22 protein-coding genes are annotated in these 24,421 nt (G+C 38.0%); 4 read left to right on the forward strand and 18 right to left on the reverse strand.

Going from position 1 to position 24,421, the window contains the following annotated elements; translation table 11 throughout:
* Position 1: 1 nt before the first annotated feature.
* The 15 genes from LV83_RS14760 to LV83_RS14830 all read right to left on the reverse strand — a co-directional run bounded on the left by LV83_RS14760 (position 2) and on the right by LV83_RS14830 (position 18,175).
* Positions 2-1,516, reverse strand: coding sequence for a hypothetical protein (locus LV83_RS14760; protein WP_111612315.1), 1,515 nt, complete (start codon positions 1,514-1,516; stop codon positions 2-4).
* A 1-nt stretch (position 1,517) separates the two neighbouring features.
* Positions 1,518-2,486 carry a hypothetical protein gene (locus tag LV83_RS14765; RefSeq protein ID WP_146613728.1) on the reverse strand — a complete coding sequence of 323 codons (969 nt, stop codon included), beginning with the start codon at positions 2,484-2,486 and terminating at the stop codon, positions 1,518-1,520.
* Between the two features lie 783 nt (positions 2,487-3,269).
* Positions 3,270-4,070: a hypothetical protein gene (locus LV83_RS14770; protein WP_111612317.1), complete on the reverse strand. Its 801-nt coding sequence runs from the start codon at positions 4,068-4,070 to the stop codon at positions 3,270-3,272.
* A 65-nt stretch (positions 4,071-4,135) separates the two neighbouring features.
* A complete protein-coding gene (locus LV83_RS14775; RefSeq protein ID WP_111612318.1) occupies positions 4,136-4,969 on the reverse strand; it encodes a DUF2971 domain-containing protein in 834 nt (277 codons plus the stop codon).
* Positions 4,970-4,996: 27 nt separating this feature from the next.
* Complete coding sequence (locus tag LV83_RS14780; protein ID WP_146613729.1) at positions 4,997-6,310, reverse strand: DUF6035 family protein; 1,314 nt, start codon at positions 6,308-6,310, stop codon at positions 4,997-4,999.
* A 183-nt stretch (positions 6,311-6,493) separates the two neighbouring features.
* A complete protein-coding gene (locus LV83_RS14785; protein WP_111612320.1) occupies positions 6,494-7,189 on the reverse strand; it encodes a M48 family metallopeptidase in 696 nt (231 codons plus the stop codon).
* Entirely contained in the window at positions 7,186-10,434 is a 3,249-nt protein-coding gene (locus LV83_RS14790) for a type I restriction endonuclease subunit R (RefSeq protein WP_111612321.1), read from the reverse strand. The genes LV83_RS14785 and LV83_RS14790 overlap by 4 nt, the downstream gene beginning before the upstream one ends.
* 196 nt (positions 10,435-10,630) lie before the next feature.
* Positions 10,631-11,128, reverse strand: a complete 498-nt coding sequence (locus LV83_RS14795) for a hypothetical protein (RefSeq protein WP_111612322.1) — start codon at positions 11,126-11,128, stop codon at positions 10,631-10,633.
* The gene (locus LV83_RS14800; RefSeq protein ID WP_111612323.1) at positions 11,128-11,838 is read right to left on the reverse strand and encodes a DUF3800 domain-containing protein; all 711 of its coding nucleotides are present in this window, start codon (positions 11,836-11,838) and stop codon (positions 11,128-11,130) included. The genes LV83_RS14795 and LV83_RS14800 overlap by 1 nt, the downstream gene beginning before the upstream one ends.
* 91 nt (positions 11,839-11,929) lie before the next feature.
* On the reverse strand, positions 11,930-12,760 hold the full coding sequence (locus tag LV83_RS14805) for an abortive infection family protein (protein ID WP_111612324.1): 831 nt from the start codon (positions 12,758-12,760) through the stop codon (positions 11,930-11,932).
* 5 nt (positions 12,761-12,765) lie between these two features.
* Complete coding sequence (locus LV83_RS14810) at positions 12,766-13,920, reverse strand: restriction endonuclease subunit S (protein ID WP_111612325.1); 1,155 nt, start codon at positions 13,918-13,920, stop codon at positions 12,766-12,768.
* Positions 13,920-15,158 (reverse strand): hypothetical protein, encoded by a 1,239-nt coding sequence (locus LV83_RS14815; protein WP_146613730.1) that lies wholly within the window; start codon positions 15,156-15,158, stop codon positions 13,920-13,922. The genes LV83_RS14810 and LV83_RS14815 overlap by 1 nt, the downstream gene beginning before the upstream one ends.
* A 3-nt stretch (positions 15,159-15,161) precedes the next feature.
* A complete protein-coding gene (locus tag LV83_RS14820) occupies positions 15,162-16,733 on the reverse strand; it encodes a type I restriction-modification system subunit M (protein WP_111612327.1) in 1,572 nt (523 codons plus the stop codon).
* A complete protein-coding gene (locus LV83_RS14825) occupies positions 16,726-17,292 on the reverse strand; it encodes a restriction endonuclease subunit S domain-containing protein (protein ID WP_111612328.1) in 567 nt (188 codons plus the stop codon). Before LV83_RS14825 ends, LV83_RS14820 begins: the two co-directional genes overlap by 8 nt.
* Before the next feature lie 439 nt (positions 17,293-17,731).
* Positions 17,732-18,175 carry a hypothetical protein gene (locus tag LV83_RS14830; RefSeq protein WP_111612329.1) on the reverse strand — a complete coding sequence of 148 codons (444 nt, stop codon included), beginning with the start codon at positions 18,173-18,175 and terminating at the stop codon, positions 17,732-17,734.
* 306 nt (positions 18,176-18,481) lie between these two features.
* Here LV83_RS14830 and LV83_RS14835 point away from each other — a divergent pair, with 306 nt between their 5' ends.
* Both LV83_RS14835 and LV83_RS14840 read left to right on the forward strand, forming a co-directional pair.
* A complete protein-coding gene (locus tag LV83_RS14835; protein ID WP_111612330.1) occupies positions 18,482-18,730 on the forward strand; it encodes a hypothetical protein in 249 nt (82 codons plus the stop codon).
* 118 nt (positions 18,731-18,848) lie between these two features.
* Positions 18,849-19,148 (forward strand): DUF3892 domain-containing protein, encoded by a 300-nt coding sequence (locus LV83_RS14840; protein WP_111612331.1) that lies wholly within the window; start codon positions 18,849-18,851, stop codon positions 19,146-19,148.
* Between the two features lie 143 nt (positions 19,149-19,291).
* Here the strand turns inward: LV83_RS14840 and LV83_RS14845 are convergent, their stop codons facing one another.
* The 3 genes from LV83_RS14845 to LV83_RS14855 all read right to left on the reverse strand — a co-directional run bounded on the left by LV83_RS14845 (position 19,292) and on the right by LV83_RS14855 (position 23,160).
* Positions 19,292-20,770, reverse strand: a complete 1,479-nt coding sequence (locus LV83_RS14845) for a Fic family protein (protein WP_111612332.1) — start codon at positions 20,768-20,770, stop codon at positions 19,292-19,294.
* 519 nt (positions 20,771-21,289) lie between these two features.
* A complete protein-coding gene (locus tag LV83_RS14850; protein ID WP_111612333.1) occupies positions 21,290-22,276 on the reverse strand; it encodes an ArdC family protein in 987 nt (328 codons plus the stop codon).
* 413 nt (positions 22,277-22,689) lie between these two features.
* On the reverse strand, positions 22,690-23,160 hold the full coding sequence (locus LV83_RS14855) for a JAB domain-containing protein (RefSeq protein ID WP_111612334.1): 471 nt from the start codon (positions 23,158-23,160) through the stop codon (positions 22,690-22,692).
* A 403-nt stretch (positions 23,161-23,563) separates the two neighbouring features.
* Between LV83_RS14855 and LV83_RS14860 the strand changes: the two genes are divergently transcribed.
* Positions 23,564-24,010: a hypothetical protein gene (locus LV83_RS14860; RefSeq protein ID WP_146613731.1), complete on the forward strand. Its 447-nt coding sequence runs from the start codon at positions 23,564-23,566 to the stop codon at positions 24,008-24,010.
* A 64-nt stretch (positions 24,011-24,074) separates the two neighbouring features.
* Positions 24,075-24,404: a DUF4134 domain-containing protein gene (locus LV83_RS14865; RefSeq protein WP_111612336.1), complete on the forward strand. Its 330-nt coding sequence runs from the start codon at positions 24,075-24,077 to the stop codon at positions 24,402-24,404.
* Positions 24,405-24,421: the final 17 nt, after the last annotated feature.

The following is a 24,421-nucleotide window of genomic DNA, read 5'->3' on the forward strand; positions in this document are numbered from 1 at the left end:
ATCAGAGTTTATTTCTGGTATACTTTGTTATGATATCACTTAAAGAAAGTTGATAGTCATAGTTTTCCTTGTACATAACAAATAAAATAAACAAGATCCGAGGGTCAAAATCCACAATTTCAAGTTTATCATAGGAGTTCAGGTTTAATCTACTATGCGTCAATTCAAGCTTAACTGGAGCGTACACTACAATGTCGAAGTCGGGATTTTCAGTTATTAAGTTAGATACCCTTATACGCTCATTATCAAAATCTTCCAAATAGGTATTAAAAATAAAATAATGTACTTTTTCTGACCTAACGTCAACAAAAGTCCTTTCCTGTTTATTAAGAGCTCCGGAATCTAAAGCTAGAGAATCAATATAGTATTCAAAAGGATCAAAAAACTTTCGGTGCAAATTTTTGAAGGCCTCATCATTTTCCAGTTTGGCTTTTGTTTGTTCGAACAGCGAAGTCAGTTTGGCTTTTTCCAATTGTGTTTCAAAGGACTCATAAAGTTCTTGTTCGTAGAGCAATTTGGAAATTTCTTGGATGGCTACCCGATTATTGGTAGCACCTTTTTTGATAAAACTACTGTAGATGTCACTGACCACTTTTTTTGTTTCAAATAACTCGTTCAGGTATTCAATCAGTTCAATAATATCATCCTTAGCTTTTAAAGCTTCAATATTTACTATGTCATTCTTTATCCGGGTATAAAGTGCATCATTGGCTTTACTTATCTCGGAAGAACCGACGCTATCTGTAAAGCTTACTAACAAATAATGCCCTTTTATCTGGTTAAACAGATCAACCAACTCACGATAAGATGTAAGGAAGTGGTTAAATCTTATTTTTGATTTTTCCCTGATTTTCTCAATCTCATCAATTGCAAAAATTATATACTTTGAGTGATTCGATAACAAATTCAAGAACAAGACCAATATTTCCCTGCGATTAAAATCTTTTAATTGTTCCAAGTTAAACTTATCAAAATATCTTTTATTATATAGTCGACCAGTACCTAGATAGAGTAGTTCCGTGATCACTTCATCACTGTGCTCCTGCTTAAATAATTCTTGAGTATAATCCTTTATTTCGCGAAAGTTGCTTTCATAATTGTTAACCATTCCTGGAATTGCATCAGTAGTTTGACGAAGTAACTTAACAATGTTGATTAAATCTGGCAGATATTTGTCCTGGACAATCTTTAGTAGGAATAACACCAAGTCAGTTCGTTCCACGTCAGCTCTTGAGTACTGAACCGAGACACCTAGCTCAGGATACGTTTTATAAAAGAGCTCTAAGTATTTAAGCAGATTGGTTTTTCCATTACCATATTCAGCGATGATTAGATTAGTGATCATCCTAGCAGAATCGATTTGCTCAATACGTTCTTTTACCGTTTTCTTTAAATCCAACTGACCAATAATGTAGAAGGGTAATTCAGGGACTTTTCCTTCTGAAATATCCTTTTTGAATGTAGCGAGTCTATTGTCTGGTAGCGGCAGTTTTTCCCATAAATGGTTTGTATCCATATTATTTGATTTTAATTTTTATAACAGGTCGGTTGCGGATAAAAAATCGTTCTCGTCTGTCTATTGAATTTACAGTATTGCCAAAAAATATATTTAAGTTGTTCTTTTCCAATTCATAAAAGTCATTTAGGAACAATTGAAAGTTTGTCGCGGATATGTGCATAGTTCCCTTGATGTCATATAAATTGATAAAGCCAAGGTCACTGATACTTGTTTTAAGGCAAGCTTTATAGCCCTTCAAAAATTTATCCTTATTCTCCAGATACTTTTTTTTAATCTTGAAATTGTCCTTTTCAAATCTTGAAAATAAAACCAATAGCTCTGCAAATAATTTACTATACTCTTCGTTTTCGAAGATGATATTCAAATATTTTTTTTTAATGTTACGCGCCGAATCTAATACGCCTAGCGTGTCCATCCAGTAAGTGCGGACAATGTTGTAATTTTCGAGACTGGCAGAAGTAAAGTTAAAATGACGGATAAACAAAAACTCATCAATAAATTCCTTCTGATCTTCAATAGTGCGTTTCAAATTATACCGCCTCTCCAGTTTTGCGAACAAGCAATGCGTGATGAATAAGTGAAAATCTGCTTGAAGAATCTTTTTGAAAAAAAACACTTTTTCCAATGTCGATAGGCGAAAAAAATTTGAGCGAAGTTCTATCAGATAGCCTCCATCTTCCGTGAGTCTATTCTTGTCATCAATTAAACCGAATTTATCTTTAGCAAGATTTACGTAATAGGATGCCGCCTTATAGGTAGAATATATCTGCTTCTCTAGAGGGGTAGTTCTCGATTTAATGATATTCGGGATTTCCTCAATAAACTCTTTTTTACTTTTTGACTTAAGGTATTGATAGATATTTAAAATAGCAGCATCACTAGGCAACCCATTAAATTCTTCTGGAATAGCCTTTTGATATTCTTTATGAAGAAGATTGATCAAATAGTAATAGAAACCCAGATTCAAAAAAGAACTGGTTATCTTGTTTTTGTTTGACGAGACATAATTGCAAACCCACTTGGACGTCTTAAGCTGTTGACTGAAAGGCCTGTGTAAACTTGCAATGTAGATAACCTTGTCCATAGAAAAGTGACAAAACCATAGCTTAAATGAATTTTTAAGCAAAAACCTTTAGTGATATCGACCACAAGATATGGTGTTTCTTGGATATTTCCAGCCTTTCTTTCAAACCTCATAGCTTTTAGGATTATAAATATCTTGATATCAGCTTATTGCTTTTACCCCAATGGTCATGAATCTGACTGCTTGCAGGAAACTGGACCAATAAGACCAGCCCGTCAGAATGTATAACAGTGATCAGCACCAAATACAACGGTGGGTTAATACAATCTCTTAAATTGGTTGCCGTTATAAGGTCTTTATTTTAGGCTCAGCATTCCACGTCTAGGTGTGGTTTAATCGTAATCGCACTGGGTGGGATTTGTAATTCCACCCAGCTATCCGAATCAATTTGTAATTGGCTTGATGACCTGATCCCTTCTCCCGATATCGCATTCCTTATCGGGACAGGCTCTCTCCTGAAAGAGAGGGCGATCGATCTTATAGACGGTGAATAGTAAAAAATATTTAAGATTTAGAGATTAAGGAAAATGAAAAGATTCATTTAGGCTTTAATTATCCCATAATGGGGGTAATCAAAACGTCCTTATGCCACTGGCGGAAGTTTGAAACTTCACCAACATATCTTCAATAGGATCATTGATCTACTCATTTTCATATTCCATTTAACTATTTATCTTGTCCAACAATAAAAGAAAAGTCATTTCCACAAGGGCATTCTTCAATCAGGTTTTCTTCATAAAAGTTAATGAATACCCTTACAGATTCAATCGCTTTGTAATAGTCAAAATTCAGCAAATCTCTGTAAACACCCTTATATCCAGTATTAGTTAAACCATTGGGCTTTAGGTGAATAATGTGATTTCGAAGTTTGATCAAGTTATCAATTTGGGAATTATATCTTCTATACTTTGATGGTCGGAATTTTCTACCCTTAATTGCAGGAATAGAATTGTATAATTTTAATGTAACAGTTGAGGCTAGCTCTTTGCCATCGCTTCCGACAAATTTATAGTCATCTGGAATAACTCTATTGGCAAAGCTTTCTAAAGCAGCTTGAAGATTAATAATACAATTAATAGCTAATTGAAAATACATCCCGGCATGACTTAAATTAACTGGTTCTCCACCTTTTCCTATCGCCTTTACATCAGGAGCCTGAGAGAGGAGCAAATCTTTATAATACTTCAGTTGACCGGAACACATTACAGCATTGGAAAAGAATATCGTCACTGGATTAAGTTCGACAACAACCCTTTTAACTTTGTCGTCCAAATAGTCAAAGCCAAAAAGAATTCTATCGGGAAACAAAAGCATTATGTCCATTTCATCATGTTCCGCTAACCTATTAGACTCTACATAAGATTTGGCATATTCCAGACTTTCCGGTGGATACTTTATCTTATCTAATTCATTTGGATTGAATTTAATGATATGCTCTTTGCTAGGCTTTAGTTTGATATGGGCCATAATAGGACTTCGATAAAATTGAACAAAATTATACTTGGTACCGAAAGGCTTTTAATAGGCAAATCCTATACCTGACGATACGAAATTTTAGATCTTTCTATAAAGGCCTTTCCTTCCGGAAAATTGTGCTTTTTTAGAAAAAACCTCATCCCCTGCTCAACCTGAAGGCCATTCAAACATGGTCCAATAACGATTTTCTTCAAAATCTCTTTCCGGAATTTATGCTCGATAAATGGGACAAATAGATTTCCTTTTGTTCTAAATTGATAGTTTTTCCATTCATTGGTGCATAGTCTCCATTCAGCTTCTGAGGAATAAGATGGAGACTTCGCTGAAAATCCAATTTTTGGCATAGTGAAAAACAAGCTAGTATCATTATATCCTGTGGTTATCTGTCCATTTTCTGATTTCTCTATTTTGAAATCATCGTATTTATTCTTCCAATACTTTCGGAAATGATTCTCCACAATCTCCTTTCGATATTCACATTTCAAAAGGGTAGTATTTATTACCTCAGGATCCTTTGAATAGCTCGTTAACATTTCTTTATCCAATCCTATACAAACTCCATTTCCATCATGCCCATAGGCTCTCCACATGGACAAATGATCTTTGTGTTCTGATAACGATAAAATAAAAGGCTCACCGGGCAAGTAAGCGAAGGATCCGAAAATTCCTCCTCTACCAAATAAATTATCACTTTTCTTTTCCGAAACACTATTTTCTGACTCATATTCCAGTAGAGTCTTGGTAATGATTTTATTTGCAAATTCAAATTCATCAGGGTCATTCATAAAGTTTGCATGGGTAGCCCTGAGAACAATATTTTCACCATCACCGAGAAGAATCTTGTGCAAACTTTCTATTGAAGTATAATGGTATAAAAGTTCTTCTGTCATTTTAAATTGTATTGATTCTACTATTAATTATTGAAAGATCAAATATGGAAAAAGATCAAAAAGCAATTCATTTGTCCGATTATCTTGTTTAGGGGAGATTGAATTCCATTTTTCAAGCTTTTTTGAAAATGTCTTCTTTTTGTCAGATTCAATAACCATTTCCCACAGTTCCGCTCGTCTTAATGCGAGCTCAATTTTACGCCAATGATTTTGGTAATATTCGATAGCATTGTTCGCAAATGACACCCACTTATCTTCACCGTAATTAAATCCAATTATTTTTCTCTGATTAATCGATTCAAATATTAAAAGTAGCCTTTGGTTGTAAAAGACATCATCCACTAAATCCCTATTATCTAATCTATTACAAAGATCATAAGCAACCTGGTCAGCTAGACAAATTTCTTGGGCTTTTGAATGGGCAGCATTTTCAATTTGAACTTGAAGTTTTCTTTCTTCCTCGACCCTAATAGCTTCTTTCTTAATTATTTGTTGACCTTTAATCTTTTCTAGGTTTTCGGTAAAATCAAAAAAATATGTTTGCATAGCCTGGACATCAAAACTTAATTGGTCCAGCGTAATAGACTTTTTTCGCCAAGGAGTTAACAAAGCATTTTCTTTAGTTAGGAATGGAAATTTGTAGTCACATATTAGCTTGAAGTCAGTGACTGACTCATCCAGTTTAAAAAAATTCTGATGATCTGAAAGATACTTTAAATCCTTCTCTTTGGTTCCTTGATCCCTTATATCATAAGTATCCAGAATCCAGATTAAGTAGATACCGTAGTTTTTATAGAAATTATGCCTACTCAGAATATATCCTAGTGAAAGCTCTGATAACTGGATTTCAAAAACCAGTTCCTTTCCTTTGTACCTACAGTAAACGTCTGGCTTTCTCCGATCTCTTCCCTTAATGATAAACTTATCATCTACTGATATTGAGTCTGCCTCAACACCTTCAACAAATGCCAGTCGATCACCGATCTTCTGCTTTAATTCTTTATGCCTTTCACTTTCTTTCGCAATTAAGGCTCTTTCATAAAATTTTTGTACTTCTGGATTAAATTTGTTTTGAACTAGAAAGCATGGATCATGGTCTGGAAAATGCTTAAAATGTATTTTATCATTTTTGCTTCCTGAAATACTTAAATGCTGACCGCAGTCAATGCATTCAAAAGAAATAGATTTCTCATGGTAAAGTCTTCGATAAAGAAAAGCTTCTTTAGTTTCAATGAACCTTTCACTGGCTCTGAAGATCTCACCTGTTTCCTTACACCGTGCTACATCAATTGTCCTACGAAATTTCCCCATTTTAATTTTTACCAATTCTACAGAAGACAAAACAATGAATACAACTAGCTAATTATAAGAATCATAGTTACAAATATTAGCTGAAAAACAAAGCAGATGATTAGATATTCGACACAAAATGACGCATTAAAGAAGGTATATAACTTATCGAATTGAAATTCAATAAATGAGGTATTTGGTTCTATAAACCAACCAAAAACAGAGACAAAAATATTAAGCCATCATCCTCTCCAGTTTTTCCTTCCATTTTTCCCAATCAGGCATATAACGGGATTGAAGTCTGAAAAAAGCAGGCGAATGGTCCGGGTGAACCAAATGACATAGCTCATGAATAATGACATATTCTATGCATCCTTTGGGTGCTTTGATCAACTCAGGATTCAGTATTATTTTTCCTTTTGGAGTGCAGCTTCCCCATCTCAAAGCCATATCTCGTATGACCACTGAATCTGGAGCCACACCTTCTGATCTAAATTTTAGAATTAACTCAGAAGCAATTTTCTCAAATTTCTTCCGAGCTAGTTGTAGATACCAAGCCTTCATCAATTCCTTCACTTTACCACGATCTGTAGTTTCTACACGAATTTCTCCATGAAGTAACTTCACCGAATCCTGACTTGCCTCTTCTATCATCAATCGGTACTGCCTTCCCAGATATAGATGAGTCTCTCCGCTTACATAGTTACGCTCTGTTAGTCTCGGCTGGAATGACAAAAAGAAACTCTGCTGCTTGATAATCCATGCAGCACGTTTCTGCAAAACCTGTTTGATCTTTTCTCTGTTGACAGAGGCAGGTGCTTTGACCAAGACTTCGGAGGTAGGTGTGACAGTTATTCCCAAGGTTTTCCGATCCGAAAAACTCACTTCATAATCAATCACCCTAGAACCAAACTGAATTGAATCTTTCATGATCGATAGCGTTTTTTGGCAACGGCCAAGATTCTTTCAGCCAAGGAATCGATCTCTGAGTAGGAAATCTCCCTCGCATGTTTATCACGGACTTCATCTATCAGGTAGTCCCCTATCTCGATAATAAGTTTACCGGTAATCTCTCTTTTGGACTCCCACTCCACAATAGGGCTCTGCCCCTGACCAAACACCTCCGCTTTTATAAGCTGATTTATTTTCAATGCAGAAGTTTCGCAGATAGACTTTAGCGCATCGGTGTTGGAAATCTTTTCATCCAAAAACTCCTTCGTCAATCCATAAAAAGCAGCTGCCACCGACTCGTCCTTAAGCAGCTCAGGAATGTCTGAGTCTGTATGATTGAGCACCGCATCCATGACATTTTTTGTCTTTTGAAGATACTGGGTTTCCGAAATCCTCCTAGCCTCATAGTCGGCAATTGTTTGGGATAAGAGTTGAGAAAACTTCTTATAAAAAGCGGGATCTTCATCCATCTTTTCGGAGATATATTTGGCTGTCCGGCTTGCGATTTTATCTGCTTTCGCCGCCTCTCCCACCGTCTTCTCAACTTCACTAGCAAAACTGTCTTTGTCAAAAATATTGACCAAATCAGTAATGGGCTCTACCTCCTCTGCGGTCACATGAGTATCCAGCAGTTTTTGAATCTGCTCTTCATATCGACTGTAATCTATCCGGTCAGAAAACCTTGCAACAACTGCGACACGTAGCTTCATAAAAAAAAGCAGATCGGATTTGTACCGATCGATTTCCTTTGGGTCAGTTCTCTCATGAAAGGAAATGGTCGAAAGGGCAAGTTTCAAACTTTTACCGTAAGAAGTGAGCTTGTCATAAAAAATCACCCTAACTGACTCGTCACGCAAGATAAGCTGATAAGCCTCCGCATCCCTTGTGTTTTTTACACTTTTAAAAATATCCCAAAGTTCAGAATGCCTTTGCGGAAGTCGGTTGATCTCTATCTCTATATTCACCAGTGTTCCTTCCATATCGAGCTCATCAAACTCCTGAAAAGCAGCATACATCTTCAATGCATCGTCCAAATTTTCAATGACTCCATAATAGTCTATCACAAATCCGAAATCTTTACCTTCTTCTACTCGATTCACCCGGGCAATAGCCTGGAGCAGTTTGTGATCTTTGAGATTTCTGGTCAAATAAAGAACCGTATTTTTAGGTTCATCAAAACCAGTCAAAAGTTTATCTACGACAATAATAATTTCTGGATCAGGCAGGTTTTGAAAGCGACTGATCACTTGGCTCTCGTACTTTTTGGCAGATCCATGCTCCTGCATCATCTTTTTCCAAAACCTCTGCACTTTGTCACTGCTTTGCTCATAGGCATTGTCTTCTCCTTCCCGATCATCAATGGGTGAAATCAAAACTTCAGAGCTTACCAGCCCTATTTCATCCAAGTTCTCTTTGTATTTGATAGCACTTAGCTTTTTGTCGCAGACCAACATACCTTTAAACCCTGTTCCTTGCCAATTGTCCCTAAAGTGTCTACTGATATCCCAGCAGGTCACATAAATTCTTTGCTCAGCAGAGTTGATCTGATCGGCACGGCTAAATTTCCGCTTGAAATCAGCCTTTTCCCTATCATTAAAAGGCTCCGAAACCATATCAAAAAATCGATCTAGAGGACCTGAATTCACTTTTAGATATGGCAATCTCCCCTCATACAAGAGTGGGACGACCGCCCCATCTTTTACGGCCTCATCTACAGTGTAGGCATCGATCATTCCCCCAAATTTGGCAGCTGTACTCTTCTCTTTCTTGAAAAGAGGAGTACCTGTCATCGCAATAAAACATGCATTTGGCAGGGTCTTTTGCATTTCGATATTGAAGGTTCCATGCTGGGTCCGATGTCCTTCGTCTATCAAAACAAAAATATTCGGATTTTCCAGCGGCTTTTGAATCTTCTTTACCGCAGCGGTGAATTTGTTGATTATCGTGGTGACTACAGCATCACTTGGACTTTCGAGCAAATGTACCAGTTGCGTTCCAGTCGAAGCATTATTGACTGCCATCCCACATTTTCGAAACGTACTGGTAATTTGTCTGTCCAGATCCGTCCGATCCGTTACCAAAATGATTTTTGGATTCAAAATGCTTTTTTCCATGGCAATCGCCTGCGCCATCATGACCATCGTAAGAGATTTACCACTTCCCTGTGTATGCCAAATCACCCCACCTTCTCGTCGATCCCTACCTTTTGCATCTTTTACTAAAACCTTAAGACGTGCCAATGTCTTCTTGACTGCAAAGTACTGCTGATATCGAGCGACCTTCTTCGTACCACCATCAAACAGAATAAAGTTGTATATCAAATCAAGAAGCCTCTCCGGTCGACATAGATTGAATAAAAACTCATCTTGCGCCGTAAATTGTATTTCTTCCTTCTCCAAGTCTTCAAAATATCGCTTGACATAGGAAAAGCGATCCGAAAACAGTTTCTGGTGTGTGGTAGGATCTAGTTTCTCTTTTTTGATTACCCTTAATTGATCCTCATATTCCTTCCTTTTCAAATCGGATGAAATCTTTTCTTTCCACTGCGCCCAAAATTTCAACGGAGTACCATTGGTAGCATAGCTTGTTTCTTGGTTTGCCAATGATACCAGCAGCTGGGCATACACATAAAAATTTCTAATCCCGTCCTCCTGCTGATTTCTCAAATGTTGGGAGATAGCCTGCTTGATCGGCTCCTTCATGTCCGGTCGCTTACACTCTAAGACAACAATGGGAATTCCGTTGATAAAAATCACTAGATCCGGAATGTAATGATCTTTGCCGTTGCTACGTAAGACTTTGAATTCTTCTGAAACCTGAAACTTATTGTTTTGGGGATTTTGCCAATCTATGTACTGTAGGGTAAAACTTTTCCGATCTCCATCCACAGTCTGCTCCACGGCCATTCCCAAAGTCAGCAGGTTATAGATAATTTCGGTGGAATGGATATAGCCTTCGTTCAAAGGAATCTCCTGAAGTTTTCGGATTCCGTTTTCAATATTTGCTTCGCTGATGTAAGTGTTACGACTGGAACTGACTTTCTTTTCAGAATTAATCAAACGAAGTTGCTTTCGAAGTACCTCTTCCAGCAAAACCTGGGTAGTTTTTCCTCCACGCAGTTTAAAAGCCTCTCCTTCCGGCAGGTACTCAAACCCAAGTTTGCAGAGCCATTGTATTGCAGGAATCTGTGAAATATGATCTTCTTTGAAACTGGGAGTATCCATATGGCTTGTTAAAAAAGGTTAAAATCTGAGCTGTTTTCTTCTCTAATTAGACTGATTTTAAACAAAAACTGTGAAATTATTGTGTAATTCATGTGAAATGATCAAGTTTGCATTGTCATCGCCCAAAGGGTGAAAGACCTGGTTGCCCGCAGATCCGTAAATGCGGACCGCATTCATCGAAATGCGGTTTTCTTTTTTATAGACCATGGTAATCCCTATACCTTTTTAAATAGGTTCTTCTTTCCAATACATCCACTTTAAAACCAGTGACTACTAACAAGTCACTTCCGATTGGTTTCAAAACTACCATAAAATCAGCTTCTTGAAACCAGAAGTGCTTTTTCAATACTCCCTTATTATCTGTGAATTCATAATACTTAATTTTAGAATCTTCAAAATGAAGTAAAATGGGTTTTATCCAATGGAGGCAATTTGTCCTAGCCGGGTCAAACATTCTTTGTCCTTTCATTTTGCTTTCCCTGGTAATCAGGTGCACAAACGTCTCTGGATACCCTCTAAATTCCCGATTGAAAGAGGGTTTATCCACGACTTTCACTCTTCTACCGTCTATCTCAAATGGCTCATCAATAAAATCCTTTTGAAAAATTTTCAGTAAAACGTCAAGCTGGTCTTTGGTAAGTTCTTCATATCCCAAGTCATCAAATAATTCTTCCAGGTCATCTAAATCCAACATCACTTCAAATTCTTGGGTTGATGATCAAAAATATTGAACTTCTCCTCCCAAGGCTCTGTCCCTTCATCCAATGAATAACCTGACTTATTCTCCAAATAATCAATTATTTCCTTTTTCACCTGCGACGCGCCATTTTTAAGATGCTCCCCTCTCGCCTTGTAGGTAATAGCACCAATAAAAAGGTCAGTTAGCTGCATCAACTCATTCTCATCAGAATGGATGTGTTGAAAATGAGTAAATGGAGAGTTTCCAGCATATTTGTTGACAAAGACCCGCTCTATTTGTTCTAGCTGCTCCCGTCCCCTGGTATCTTTAATATCCATAAAAACGCGATACTCATTTTGCCGGGGTGGATTTGTCATGGAATTCAAGACAAAATAAACCAGCTTGTAATAGTAGCTGTTATGATCTCCTTTGTTGAAATCCTCATGATGCAATCGATCCTTATACTTCATCAGGAGGCATCTAAAGAATATCGGCTGATCAAAGAAGAAATCTATCAATGTGCGGTACATCGGCATTCTGGAAATAGACAGCTTATTCCACTTGATCTCAGTAGGTGATTTATAATGCAGCTTGATGGATTTGATTCCCGCCTTGATGTCTTCGTAATCTGTCGCCTCAATCTTCAGATAACCGATACACATAACAGGAAATCCATCATTTTCCAGATGGCAGCTTTCGTCTATGTAGATGTTTTTAATGCTCATATCAAATTCATTTTCGTTCCCTTTAAATTCTCTAAAAGGATTTTAGATTATTTTGGGTCAAGCCTGGTATGGGGTGAAGTAATCATATAGGCTAAAATAAATCGCCTTTGTCAAGTAAACCATTTTCTTGCCCCTTCTTATTCTCAAGCGAAATTTCATCTTCTAAACCATCAATGAATCCTTTTAATCTTGCTAAAGCATCAAATATGTAAAGACTCTCTCTATAGTTTAAAATTTTATTATCATGTGCTAGGCTTCTATTATTCCTCACATCGTTAAACTTCTCTAAAATGTTAATACTGTATTTGAGAATTGAAATCGTCATGTCTGATTCTACTATTCGCAGATTTGTTACAAACTTTAGGTACTTTCCAAAAATGGCATTGAGAGACTCTGAAGTTGAAAATTGGATTTTATGCCTAGCGCAAAGACCACGTATAAACTTGACATAAAATGTATGTAATCTATCCAGTGCTAATTCAGGCTCATTCTTCTCAATATAATCTTTGATTGTAATTGCTAATCTTGAAAAATCATGGTCATCATCAATTGGACTTATTGAATCAATATGAGGGCTTACACCTTTCTGAAAAAGTTTTTCCCCTATTTTTTCACAAGATTTCTCTAGGTCTTCAGATGCATTGAAAAGAGATGGATTAACTAACCTTTTTGCCTTATAATACAGGATAAATGATTTAATCAATTTGCCGAGTTGATAATCAGGCTCTAGATCCCAAAGTGCTCTCAATCTTTTAGCTTTTGAAGTTCCGATGATTTCATATTTTTTATCTGAAATGTCTAGCTTAATGTTTTCATAGATGAATCTTTTAAGTGATTCATTGTTAAAATCTAGAACCCATCCTCCTTCCATTTGGAGGTACTTTTCAAGGTAAACTTTATCCTCGTAACTTAATTTTGCCATTTTTATTAGTCTTTAAAGTTCACTCTCACCTTTCCCGTTAGCAATCGCTGCATCATTCCTTTCTTCTGCACTCTAAGCTTTTCTACTTTTTCTTTAAGCAATTTGATTTCCTGATCAGAAGTCTGAAGTACCTGTGCAATTGCGCTTTGTTCTTCTATCGGAGGAATAAAAAGTCTGTATTTCTCAAGATCCTTTTTTTGAACATTGGGCAGCCCAGATCCAACTCTAAGCCTCATAATTGAAGGTTCATTAAACTTTAAGATTTGAAACAGGAAATCTTTAATAATAATCTTTGTCAATTTTGAAAGTGCATAACAATGGCCCCCACTCCAAAATCTAGTTGTAACAAAATTCACATATCCACAGGAATTTCCCCCTTCGCTTATAATTATTGTATTCTCCGGCGTGTTCCACTCATCAGTATAACCAGATGGAGAAATACCACCACTGTAGGAAGGATAAATCCCTGTTTTGCCAAGATCCAATCTATTCAATTGCTCCCCTTTGGTGATTTTGCATATTTTTTCTAGAGATTGATCCTCCCACTCCCCTTCAAACCCCTTCAACCGTTTCTTCCCCGTCAACAGATTCTGCATTAGCCACTTCTTCCGAAGTTCCTTTTGGGCGATTAGCCTTTCTGAGATCTGGATAGCTTGGTCAATTGTCCCTAAAATTTCAGCTATGGATTGTTGTTCAGAAATAGGTGGTAGAAGAATTGGGATTTTCGAGAGAGCATTTTTGGTCAACTTATATCTTCCAGCTCCTTGTCTAGTCAAATATTTGGTAAGCTCTCTGTGTTGAAAATAGTAGTAAAACCATTCAGTGAGGTTATCTTCTCCTTTTACTAGGTGCGCGTGATTGTTGACATTGAACCTGCCTTCCACTAAAAGAGTCATAGGTAATTCACTCCACTTTAAAAAATGATCGCCGTCTTCTCCAATCAGGACATATTTACCCTCGACCCTATATTCATTTATAAAATCCTGAACTTTTGTTGGACCATAATAGGGAAACTCGCCTTGCATATTTTTTCGCTCCGATTCACTGATTGGAAATCGGAGGTTGTTACAAATTTCAAAAGCATTTCCTACTAGATCAATTGACCACCCCTTCGGAACCTCAATTCCAGAAACTGATTTCTTAAATTTATTTTCTCCCATCAGTTACCATAATGCTTTAAGTAGTCCTTATTAATTTTATCAAATAGCATCTGGATCACTCTTTCCATTTCACGCATAGACAACTGGCTCTCCAGCTGAAATACTTCTTTGTCCACATAGATCACCCAAGCGGAAACTAAATCCATTTGATCTTCCAGTTCAAAAAATTGCTTCTTAATAATAATGCTAGTTTGCGCTCCCCAGATCTGATGGTCACCCCTTACTTCCCTAACTAGGTGGTATTTGATTCCTGATTCAAAATCATCTGCTCCATATTGCTCAATATGATCTTTAAAAAAGTTCATGCCCGTGGACAAATCAACATTTTCTAAATTCTTTCTTTTTGTAAAAAAAGTGTAATTGATGTCTTGCTCCCGGATTCCATAGGCTTCAATCAAACGAGTCTCCAACATCACCAAAACAGATTCCAGGTCCTCATGAATCCACTTTTTCGCCGTATTGTCTCTTGTCTCAGGTAAATAAAGATCACCTTTTACCTTAAAACTCCCATCAGGTAAAAGCCAACATTCCAACCATTCAGGACCATCATCGGAATTCAGCTTTTTACCTATAGTCTTTCTTTCTTCTTCATACACTCTTTCCCAATAATCCCATTCCTCCGCCGGTACCTCAATCAATGCAATCTCCCGATAAGGCATATCCAAATATTCCGATAAATTCTCATTGATTCGAATGATATCGTCCACTTTCAGGTAATTGAGGCAATCCCCACTTGAAATTATATTTTCAATTTCAGTGAGTTCTTGTAAAATATATGACTCAAGCTTTTCATCAGGAAAGGCAGAAATTTGTTCCAAAAAAATCCTCCCATCTTCAACGAGATTTTCCTCAAGTGAATTAAGATCAGGATTCTGTTTATGTTGAAATAAACGATTCTCTTCTAATTCCGATCCTAAAAAATAGAATTTCAGTAACTCTAAATCTGAAGGTTTTAGCGTATGAACAAAGTCCTTAATAATTTTTCTAACTGGAATCAATTCATCAACAGGAAAATCCCCAAAATCAACAACCCGTCTAAAAATATTCGCAGCCATATTGGAAATCATTGGAAACTTCACACCATCCTCTACATACCAATCAACGATAAGTCGGCGAAATAAGGGCACCAAAATCAATCTGGCCTGTTTGTTAATCGCAAATGTCCATGCCTCTCTCATTGGCACTTGATGGGGAGTCCGAACCCCAGACTTGAGTCTAATATGGTGAAATTGGCTCATCCTTTATCCTTTTAGCAACTCATTGAGGTATTCGTCCATCTTAGCCTGAACAATCTTCAGTTCTCCTTCCAACTTTTTAATCTCCTGCTGGACTGCCTGGATATCAACTTCAGGTTCCTCCTCAAAGGTGTCCACATATCGTGGAATATTCAGGTTAAAGTCATTCTCCTTGATCTCCTCAAATGTGGCGACATAGCTGAATTTATCCTCTACCACACCAGGCTGGGATTTACCTTCATTAAAATTCCGGTAGGTATCTACAATATGCTTGATATCCGAATCCCGAAGCTTATTTTGATTTTTGGCAGCAGCATAATGTTGAGAAGCATCTATGAATAAGACGCTCTTACCCTGCTTTTTATCCCGGTTGAAAATCAGGATTGCTGCTGGAATACCCGTTCCAAAAAATAAGTTTGCAGGAAGACCGATCACTGCTTCCAGCAGATTCTCCTCAATGGTTTTCTGTCTTATACGTCCTTCAGAACTGCCTCGAAAAAGTACTCCATGAGGAACAACCACTCCAACCTTCCCCTTTCCCTCATAGGTCGTTTCGATCATATGGGTGATAAATGCCCAATCGCCTTTACTTTTTGGTGGCACCCCTCTCCAAAAACGATTATATAGATCCGTTTCAGGATCCCAAGTTACCGTAGTTATTTCTCCATCTTTATCCTCGATTTTCCCCCATTTATCCAAGGAGAAAGGTGGATTAGCAACCACAGTATCAAACTTCATCAGAGAATCTCCTTCTTTCAGTTTAGGATTCCGTATGGTATCTCCCCATCTGATGGTAGCATTATCAAATCCGTGCAAAAACATATTCATTACCGCCAAAGCCCAGGTACTACCATTAGCTTCCTGACCATAGAGCGAGAAATTAGACGAACCAACCTCCTGACCTGCCTTGATCAGCAAGGATCCAGATCCACATGTAGGATCACATATCCTTGAACCTGGAGCTGATTTAGTCAACTTAGCCAACAAAGTCGAGACTTCACTTGGTGTAAAGAACTCACCCGCCTTCTTTCCTGCATCGGAAGCAAAGTTGGAAATCAAGTACTCATAAGCTCCCCCAATGATATCTACCCCAGAAAGATGAGATGGCCTCAAATCCAACTCAGGCTTATTGAAGTCCAAAAGTAGATTTTTGAGTCGGTTGTTTTTATCCTTTGGCTCTCCCAATACACTGCTATTGAAGCTGATATTTTTAAAAATCCCTGCTCCATCTTCACTATACAGCTTTTGGCGATTGGCTTCTTCCAGGTCCACAAGGGCAATATCTATCAACTCTCCAATATTTACCGCATTTCTGTTGGCATACAAATACTTAAAATGGCTATGCTCTGGAACAATAAATCGCTCGTGACGCATGGCTCGCTTTGCACGCTCTTGGTCTCCGTGATATTTTTTTAAGTATTCCTCTTCTGTGTCATCATTCACATCACTCAGGTATTTGACAAAAAGCATGGTCAACACATAATCCTTATAGACACTGGGGTCAATGCTTCCACGGAACGTATCACAGGCTCTCCAGACCGCGTCGTTGATGTCTTTTTGCGTTATTATTTTACTCATAATGCTGTATAATAGTATTTAAATCCTGCTCAAAACTCAGCTTCTTTAATCGCTCTATCTTTGAAACCAGATCATTTTCTTCTTTTTTTAATTTACTTAATGCGACCAACTTTTGCTGGATTCCCCTTGGAATCATCACAACTTCAAATTCCTCCAATTGCTTTTTACTTATTGAGGGAATCGAAGTCCCTTTAGCGACTCCTTTCAAATATTCCTGACTATGCCTCGAGTTAAGAATCAAGGTAACATACTCAGGATCCACCGTTTTCTCCCAAATAGAAATAATCAAAAATGATGTGGAAGCTATCGCAGGCAAGTTCCGTGATTCATAGACAGCTGCAAAGTTCTTCAATCCTTTTGCTGAAAATAAGATATCTCCAGGCTTCAATACATGTTTCTCCGAAATATCCTGCCATTGAACGTCTGGGAAAAGCTCGGAGTCAAGCTCGCCATCAGCATTGAAATGCTTAGCTTGCAAGTAAACCAAATCACCTTGAGCCTGGGGTTTTAGAAAAACACCGGATTTTATGGACGCTATATTTTTGAGTGCTTTTTTCAATTTTATTTCTTAGTACATCAATTACGATTTTACATAGTTAAGGAGAAATTCTTAAAAAAAACACAAAATGGAAAATTTATTTTTAAGTACGCGTATTACTAAAAAATGAAATTAAAATTCTAAACGAGTATTTGATTAAAACTAAAAATTATGGTCAATAGAAAGTAAAAGTCCACCAATACGTCTTATTGATCTGTTTGGTATTCTGCAAATCAAATAACCCTCATGTTTATCCGAAAAAAGAACTGCCTTCACATCCTCCACGGAGGCTATTCTAGAATTAGTTGGTATCAGCTCCTTGATCACTAGATCCAGATCACCAGCTATTTCTTTGGTGTGTTTTATTTTTTTCTATATGAATGACCTCTACTAGTTTATAATTCAAGCCAGTGAGCCAACAATCATTTGCTTCAAAATCCAGTTTAATATAAACCGAAAGCTACTTCTCTGCTTCTGAATACTTTGCTCGGCCTACTAAGGGTTCGGAAATGATGAAATCAACAGAATCACCACTTTTGTAACTGGATGCTTTACATGAAAAACATAAAAATGATATGGTTTGCCCTGATTCCATTTTGACAATCACATTATATGCATCTTCTCTATAATGAGTAAATGAAGACATCATACTAGGATGATCAGAAAACATTGACGGCGGCCCCACCCATTCACCCTCAGAAAAAGAATATCCAACTACAGTTCCTTTTGCAGTGTAAGAATTACCCAGTAATTCATTTGTAATAATTAAAACTAGTACAATAATAGGGAATAGGATGAAGACCCTAAAAAACCACACATTTAAAGACCTTGTTTCTGACTCAATCAGTGCGATTTCCCTATCTCTTCTATCCTCCCAATCAGAATAACCATTTAAATACCTCATTATTAATTATCTATACCCATATAAATATAAGATAGTTTTTGAGAAGTGACCGTTAACACTTTACTAATTCAACAAACTCAGTCTCAAATTCCGGGATGACTTGGTCGGGGAAATTTATTAGCTTTTTAATTTAAACACCAAGATAAAAGAGGCATTGCCACGAAGATTATGGCGAACACACAGCCCTTCCCTTATTTTTCAAAATCACTGAGACAGTTTAGTTCAAAAAGAATTTAAAACAAGGCAGAACCAAATTATTCACTCAAAGTCATTCGATATTGTGATAAGAATCATTTCAAATATCGCATGTACAACTGGGCAGAAATATGTAGTGAATTAAAAGGGATCGAGAAGCGTGTGGAAATAAAAGTAAGCTTGATTATAAGCACAAATCCAGATCCATTCCCTTTTGATCGCTTTAAAAAGGCGCATGAAATTGCATCTCTTTCCAGAGCCATCCGAGGGTTTATTGAGCAGGATAATGAAAAGGATGGTTCTATTCTCCTACAAATGCTTCTGGAAAAGGGAGTAAAACTAAAGTCGGTAAGGGAATAGAGCGAAAAAAATCATATAACCGCTTGCACTACGACTACAGAATAAATCAGCATTTGGTAGACGAACTAATGCTTCCTCTATATTATTTGACATATTTGTACGAGAATAGATTAAACACATGAGAAAATTAATCGTCCATTTTATACAAAAGGATTCCAAGAGTAAAGATTCAATTCTTATCCTGAAGATCGGGGGAGTCAACAATACAGGTCAGCGGTGGGCGATCAGTACCAAAGAGGCTATTGAAGGGATACGATCCGGAAATTGGGAGTTGTTTGTTTTAGCAAACACTAATGAAATCCCGGTGCGAATCAAAGAGACCGAAGACACACCTCCGATATTATTTGCCCAGGGAGACGGTTACCTCCACAACATACTGGAAGACCTACCGGAAATCAATTGGGAGGAAATTCTTTAATCTGATAATCCGGAATAATGCCAGATTCCATATTTCCTTACCTAACCCTAGGTAATACAGAGTACAGGATAAGAAAGAGGCATTGCCGCAAATAGTATCCGAATAGGTGCAATTGGATGTAGCTATCAATAGTTACTGGGCACTTAGCCAATAATTCTTAATTTTCCCTCTGTATGTTCCAAAAAGGCATTGCTTTGTTCCAACAGTGCCTGCATTTTGTCCATGTCCTCGCTTACAATCGTGGCGCTAAATTCATGGGTACGGGCAAGCATTCGAATATAGGGCTTAGGATCATTTTGTCTGGTTAATTTTCTTAAGGCTCCCAAATAATCCTCCCTATATACTGTTGGTATTATTATTTTGGATTGCATTGCTTTTGTTAGCTCAGCATTCATCATTACCCTGGCCACACGTCCGTTTCCATCCAAAAACGGATGAATTTCGCTGATAACGAACATAATATAGGCTGCCTTCGCAAATGGGTGCTTTAGTGCTTGGTAAAAGTCAAAACTTTTGATCAGCGTTCCCCTTACAAGTGAAGAATCAACAAATTCAGTTTGACCGGCATAATTATTAATATGCTTAAAACTTCCGGGATTCTTATCTGCCCTAGCAGATAACAATAGCTGGTGTCTATAACTCAATATGGTAAGTAATTCCTCCGGTGAATTGGGAGTAGTACTCATTTCGCTCTTATTTGAGACAATCCTGTAAGTCCCCAAAACGTCATGCGAATCTTCATTTCTATTTACAAGTGGTTGTTGGGTCTGGATAATTTGCTTTGCCTCCGCCACTTCGAACACGGTACCCTCGATGTAATTAGAAAAATAACTTTCAAAAAATGCAAAATTCCTGTACGACTTGTTACTTAGGTTTTGCTCTTCCCTGTATTTGAATTCCTGTTGGACCAATTCCTGAAACAACATTTCGAATAAACTAATCCTGGCAGGATCATAAGGATTACCAAATGCACGTGCGGCGGCTACCGGAGATTTTAATATAGTTGCCGGATGCGTTGTCAGTAGTGCGCTGATTATCTTGTTTAGTTTATCAAACTCGGTTAGCATATTTAATTCCTTTGCTAGGATCCTAGCCCGGTCTTTTACTTTATTCAGTTCCTGTTCTCCGTTTACCCTTATGATTTGTTCCAGACGATCTTCTATTTCAGGAAATGTCAACGTTTTTGAATCAGGCCCAGGTCTTCTTGAGACTTGAAGGTTCTCCAAAAATGCCCGTTCACGTTGGGAAGCATAAAACTCGCCAGATAATGGGTTGTCTCCTTCTATTGGCCCGTTACCTTTCAAAAAGTGGATCATTATGCCCGGCAATTCAATTTTCTTGGTGTATTTATACGTCAGAAATATCTGACCTGCATTCGTAGGCTTAAATTCCAGCGCAGAACGATGGCTTAATACTGCTCCTGGATATAAATTCCCAAGAACAGAAAACAGATTTCTTCTGATGATAACTGCTGGGCTATCCTCGAAATTAGCTGAATATAATCTAGGTGCAATTTTTCTGATTTTACCTTCTTTTTCCAGTTTTGAAACAAACCTGGAAATGGTTGGATCAGAGGAGCTATATATAATTTCCTGTAAGTGGATTGGGATGTTTTTTTCCATTATAAATCAGGTTGAAGCTCAATATTACAAATATTTTCTATTATAAGTAACTAATAGATAAATATTTTCTATTATAAGGAAAATTATCCTTGCAAGTTTTTTCCAATATAAGAGCGCTTTTAACTGAAAATGTTAAATATTTTCAGTTATAAAGGTTCAAAATAAGAATATTTTCCAATATAGATAGATCATCCCAGCTTGAACTCCTAAGTCCTTCCTTAAGAAAACCATCATAAGTTTCCACCACTAAACAATTCCAACCGATTAAAAAAAACATTTCTGGGTACTTCTGAAAAGACAAACACCGGTAATTCTTCACTAACTCTTGCGCTTACACGGCCACATTGAATTTTTCAATTCAGTAAGTCACGTGGCCATTGGTAGCATATGTTTTCATCTTTTACACCTCGAAAGATCCATCTACTGCTCAATAGCTTCAGTTTTAAATTTGGATCTTTTATAGACCAAACCCTTTTCCGTATCCAGTCATGACAAAAAAAGGGGATAGCTCCCCTTTCTCTAGAATGGACACTCATTGAGAATATAATCGACTGCTTTCTGCGCTTTGCTGGCTGCGTCTATTAGTAGATGTTTGTCGTTCCGAAGTTCCTTTAACCAGCTTTGGATATACGCTGCTGAGTTTTCCAGCAGATTTTCATCCAATATCCCTGTGTAGTTATTTAGGTAACCTGCACCCATTTCCGCCAAAAGTTCTTCTCTTGCATACCCGGAATCAGAAAATGAATGTGGGTTTGTGATTTCTGTCCTATTAAGTCTCGAAGAATGCCCTGTCGCGTGGCAAAGCTCATGGTAAAGCACTCCAAAATAGGCTTCGCTCGATGGAAACAATTTCCTTTCCGGCATGGTAATTTGATCAAGATCAGTTCTGTAATATGCCATGGAACCTTGATGAATCAACTCGGGAGGCCTTACCATTTCTGCATAAATTTTCTGGCAGGCCTCATTTTCCAGTAACTGGGCTTTAAGTGATGCCTCTGGAAACTCCCAATCGATCCCCTCTATCTGTTCTATGGGAAAGACCTTGAATTCTCTGAGAAATCCGGATCTACCCACCTGTTTGAGATCATAGAAGTCCAGTTTGCTCTCGGGAATCGTCTTCCCTGTCATTTTGTCCCTGAAGACAAAGTTCCAGTAGCAGATGGGAAGAGCCTTTGCACCTTTCTTTATTTTACCTCCCAATGAATTGGCTTGTTTGAAAGTCAGGTAATACGGATACTGATGTCCACAGGATAATAACAGCCAGAGGTTAATCCCTTTATAAGGTTTCTTGGTGAGGTAATTGGAAGGCAATCCCATCTCATGCCAAGGTTGCTTCCAGGGAATCACACCCTGTTGGAGTTTCTCGATAATCAGATCGGTAAATTTCTGATAAATATCCGATGATCCTTTTGCCTGTCTTGAGTTTACAGCCTTACTTGAATAGGGTTCCCGGCTCTTCCTTCTTATAGAAGTCTCACTTACTGATCTTTTTGCTTCAGTCTTCATAGCTTTTGTGTTTTGGTTTGACAAATACTTATGAAGCTGCACCCGCCTGAGCCGGGCACTAAGTGCAAGAGGAATCGGAATAAACCAGCAGGGGCGAAAGCATGGGATTTATGCCGAAGTCTCTTGCCTCGTGTGAACGGTTCTGGCTAAATTGGCTGAAGAAGGAATAGAAAAAATTAAAGTTTTACTGTAGGCTCACACAATACCCCTAAAGAACCATTACACTAAAGAACCCTCAAAATTGCATTTGAAAAACTTGCTCTATATGACTTACTGCTTTGAAATAGGTCAACTTATTGAAATCACAATCACATTTTTATCGTATCTAAAAGCAAAAATGACTTTGAATAAAAACATACGTACTGATCGAAAATGAAAAACGGAGTTGAATTCAGAAAAATAAAAAAGGAAGCCTAAAGCTCCCCTTCATCTGCAAAGGAATAGTATCCTTCAGTAGTCATAATCACATGATCCAGCACTGGAATATCCAGAATAACACCGGCTTGCTTAATCCGCTGGGTTAATCTTTTATCCTGTTCTGAGGGAAGTAGATTTCCGCTCGGATGATTATGAGCCAAGATAACAGAACTGGAATTTGATTTGATAGCTGCTGCATAGACTAGTTTTACATCTACAATAGTTCCTGCTGTTCCTCCAGAACTGATAGTTACGATACCAAGAACCCGGTTTGCCCTGGACAGCAGCATCACTTTAAAATCCTCAACAAACTCTATCCTGTCCTGATCCCAGGCTTTGGCAAAAACCTCATACACCTGCCTTGAGCTTTCTACTCTTGGACGAAGTGAAGCTTTTACTTTTGCGCTATAGCTCAGTTTGATCTCAGCTACTTCAAACAAATCAATTTTTCTTTCTTGGGTCTCCATAATCTTTTTCGTTTTTGTGGAACAATGAATTATGAAGCTTCATCAGGCCGTGGGCGACAAAGACCGGAAGGCAAAGGAATAAAAAGCGCAGCGCAGCAAGCGGCTTTATGCCGGAAGCTTTCGGTCGCCCAGAGCCCAGAGGACTAACTTGGTGAGGAATTCAGAGGCCAAAACTCTCATTTTTTTTTGCCATCAAATTCCCTAGAATAAATCCCAATTAACCATCTAGATATATACCTAGCAATTAGTTAAGGTGTCAGTAATTACACATTCCCCAATCCAAATACTTTCATTATTTTTTTTGGTAGCTACCACATCGGTGTAAAAACCAGGAATTTACCATACCCACATTTGCTTCTGTCAGCGAGACAAAACAAGGACGCTGACTCAAAACAGTCACACTATGTTGGAAGCAATTACCTGGAACACATACTTCTGCACCTTGGCAGTAGGCATAGCGGCTTACTATATAACCATACTGGTAGCACACTATCCACAAGAATTTCGCAACCTGCTTTCCGGCAGGATAAATAAGATCAGTCAGAACCGTCAGCAGGAAGAGGAGCAGGACCACAGGAGGACTGATGGAAAGCCTACTGATCATTTTGAAGAGTTGGAAGCAACAGTTGCGGAATTAAGCGGCATCCTCGGGAAGGCGGGGCAAAATAGGACAAGCAAGGAAACATTGCTATTGCAGCTGATCCAGGCGCTGTCAAACCACACCGGGCTTCGGGAGCCCGCCTACCGGGTTGCCGTTATCAATTTCATTTTAGAAAACGCTGAAAAGCAGTGCAGGATTTCCTTCAGCGAAACAGAACTCGAAGAAGCTTGGGCTGCTCATTCTCCTTAATTCCAATCAAGCATAACCCTCCCAAAACTTTACAGCATCACAACAACCACTAAATAAAGCAAATATGAAAAAGAACCAGCAACTCCTTACCTCATCCAAGTCAAGAGCAGGCTTGTCTGCCCTACTGCTAGTTTTTTCTACACTGACTGCAAAAGCCCAGGATGGTCTTGCAGGAATCAACGAAGCCAACCGACAGGTGCGAAGCTACTTTGATGCAGGCACCAGTCTGATGTATGCCATCGGCGCTATTCTGGGATTGATCGGCGCAGTTAAAGTTTACCAAAAATGGAATGCAGGCGACCCGGACACCGGAAAAGTGGCAGCTGCCTGGTTTGGAAGCTGCGTGTTTCTCGTGGTAGTCGCCACAGTCATCAAATCCTTCTTCGGGGTATAATCAAAACTTACACACCC

It is taken from the genome of Algoriphagus yeomjeoni, assembly GCF_003259505.1.
Classification (GTDB): Bacteria; Bacteroidota; Bacteroidia; order Cytophagales; family Cyclobacteriaceae; genus Algoriphagus; species Algoriphagus yeomjeoni.

Bases quoted from the DNA above. Each gene is read 5' to 3' on its own strand.
- LV83_RS14760 (WP_111612315.1), bottom strand. From the start codon at position 1,516: ATGGATACAAACCATTTATGGGAAAAACTGCCGCTACCAGACAATAGA.
- LV83_RS14770 (WP_111612317.1), bottom strand. From the start codon at position 4,070: ATGGCCCATATCAAACTAAAGCCTAGCAAAGAGCATATCATTAAATTC.
- LV83_RS14775 (WP_111612318.1), bottom strand. From the start codon at position 4,969: ATGACAGAAGAACTTTTATACCATTATACTTCAATAGAAAGTTTGCAC.
- LV83_RS14785 (WP_111612320.1), bottom strand. From the start codon at position 7,189: ATGAAAGATTCAATTCAGTTTGGTTCTAGGGTGATTGATTATGAAGTG.
- LV83_RS14790 (WP_111612321.1), bottom strand. From the start codon at position 10,434: ATGGATACTCCCAGTTTCAAAGAAGATCATATTTCACAGATTCCTGCA.
- LV83_RS14795 (WP_111612322.1), bottom strand. From the start codon at position 11,128: ATGTTGGATTTAGATGACCTGGAAGAATTATTTGATGACTTGGGATAT.
- LV83_RS14800 (WP_111612323.1), bottom strand. From the start codon at position 11,838: ATGAGCATTAAAAACATCTACATAGACGAAAGCTGCCATCTGGAAAAT.
- LV83_RS14805 (WP_111612324.1), bottom strand. From the start codon at position 12,760: ATGGCAAAATTAAGTTACGAGGATAAAGTTTACCTTGAAAAGTACCTC.
- LV83_RS14810 (WP_111612325.1), bottom strand. From the start codon at position 13,920: ATGGGAGAAAATAAATTTAAGAAATCAGTTTCTGGAATTGAGGTTCCG.
- LV83_RS14815 (WP_146613730.1), bottom strand. From the start codon at position 15,158: ATGAGCCAATTTCACCATATTAGACTCAAGTCTGGGGTTCGGACTCCC.
- LV83_RS14820 (WP_111612327.1), bottom strand. From the start codon at position 16,733: ATGAGTAAAATAATAACGCAAAAAGACATCAACGACGCGGTCTGGAGA.
- LV83_RS14830 (WP_111612329.1), bottom strand. From the start codon at position 18,175: ATGAGGTATTTAAATGGTTATTCTGATTGGGAGGATAGAAGAGATAGG.
- LV83_RS14835 (WP_111612330.1), top strand. From the start codon at position 18,482: ATGTACAACTGGGCAGAAATATGTAGTGAATTAAAAGGGATCGAGAAG.
- LV83_RS14840 (WP_111612331.1), top strand. From the start codon at position 18,849: ATGAGAAAATTAATCGTCCATTTTATACAAAAGGATTCCAAGAGTAAA.
- LV83_RS14845 (WP_111612332.1), bottom strand. From the start codon at position 20,770: ATGGAAAAAAACATCCCAATCCACTTACAGGAAATTATATATAGCTCC.
- LV83_RS14850 (WP_111612333.1), bottom strand. From the start codon at position 22,276: ATGAAGACTGAAGCAAAAAGATCAGTAAGTGAGACTTCTATAAGAAGG.
- LV83_RS14855 (WP_111612334.1), bottom strand. From the start codon at position 23,160: ATGGAGACCCAAGAAAGAAAAATTGATTTGTTTGAAGTAGCTGAGATC.
- LV83_RS14860 (WP_146613731.1), top strand. From the start codon at position 23,564: ATGTTGGAAGCAATTACCTGGAACACATACTTCTGCACCTTGGCAGTA.
- LV83_RS14865 (WP_111612336.1), top strand. From the start codon at position 24,075: ATGAAAAAGAACCAGCAACTCCTTACCTCATCCAAGTCAAGAGCAGGC.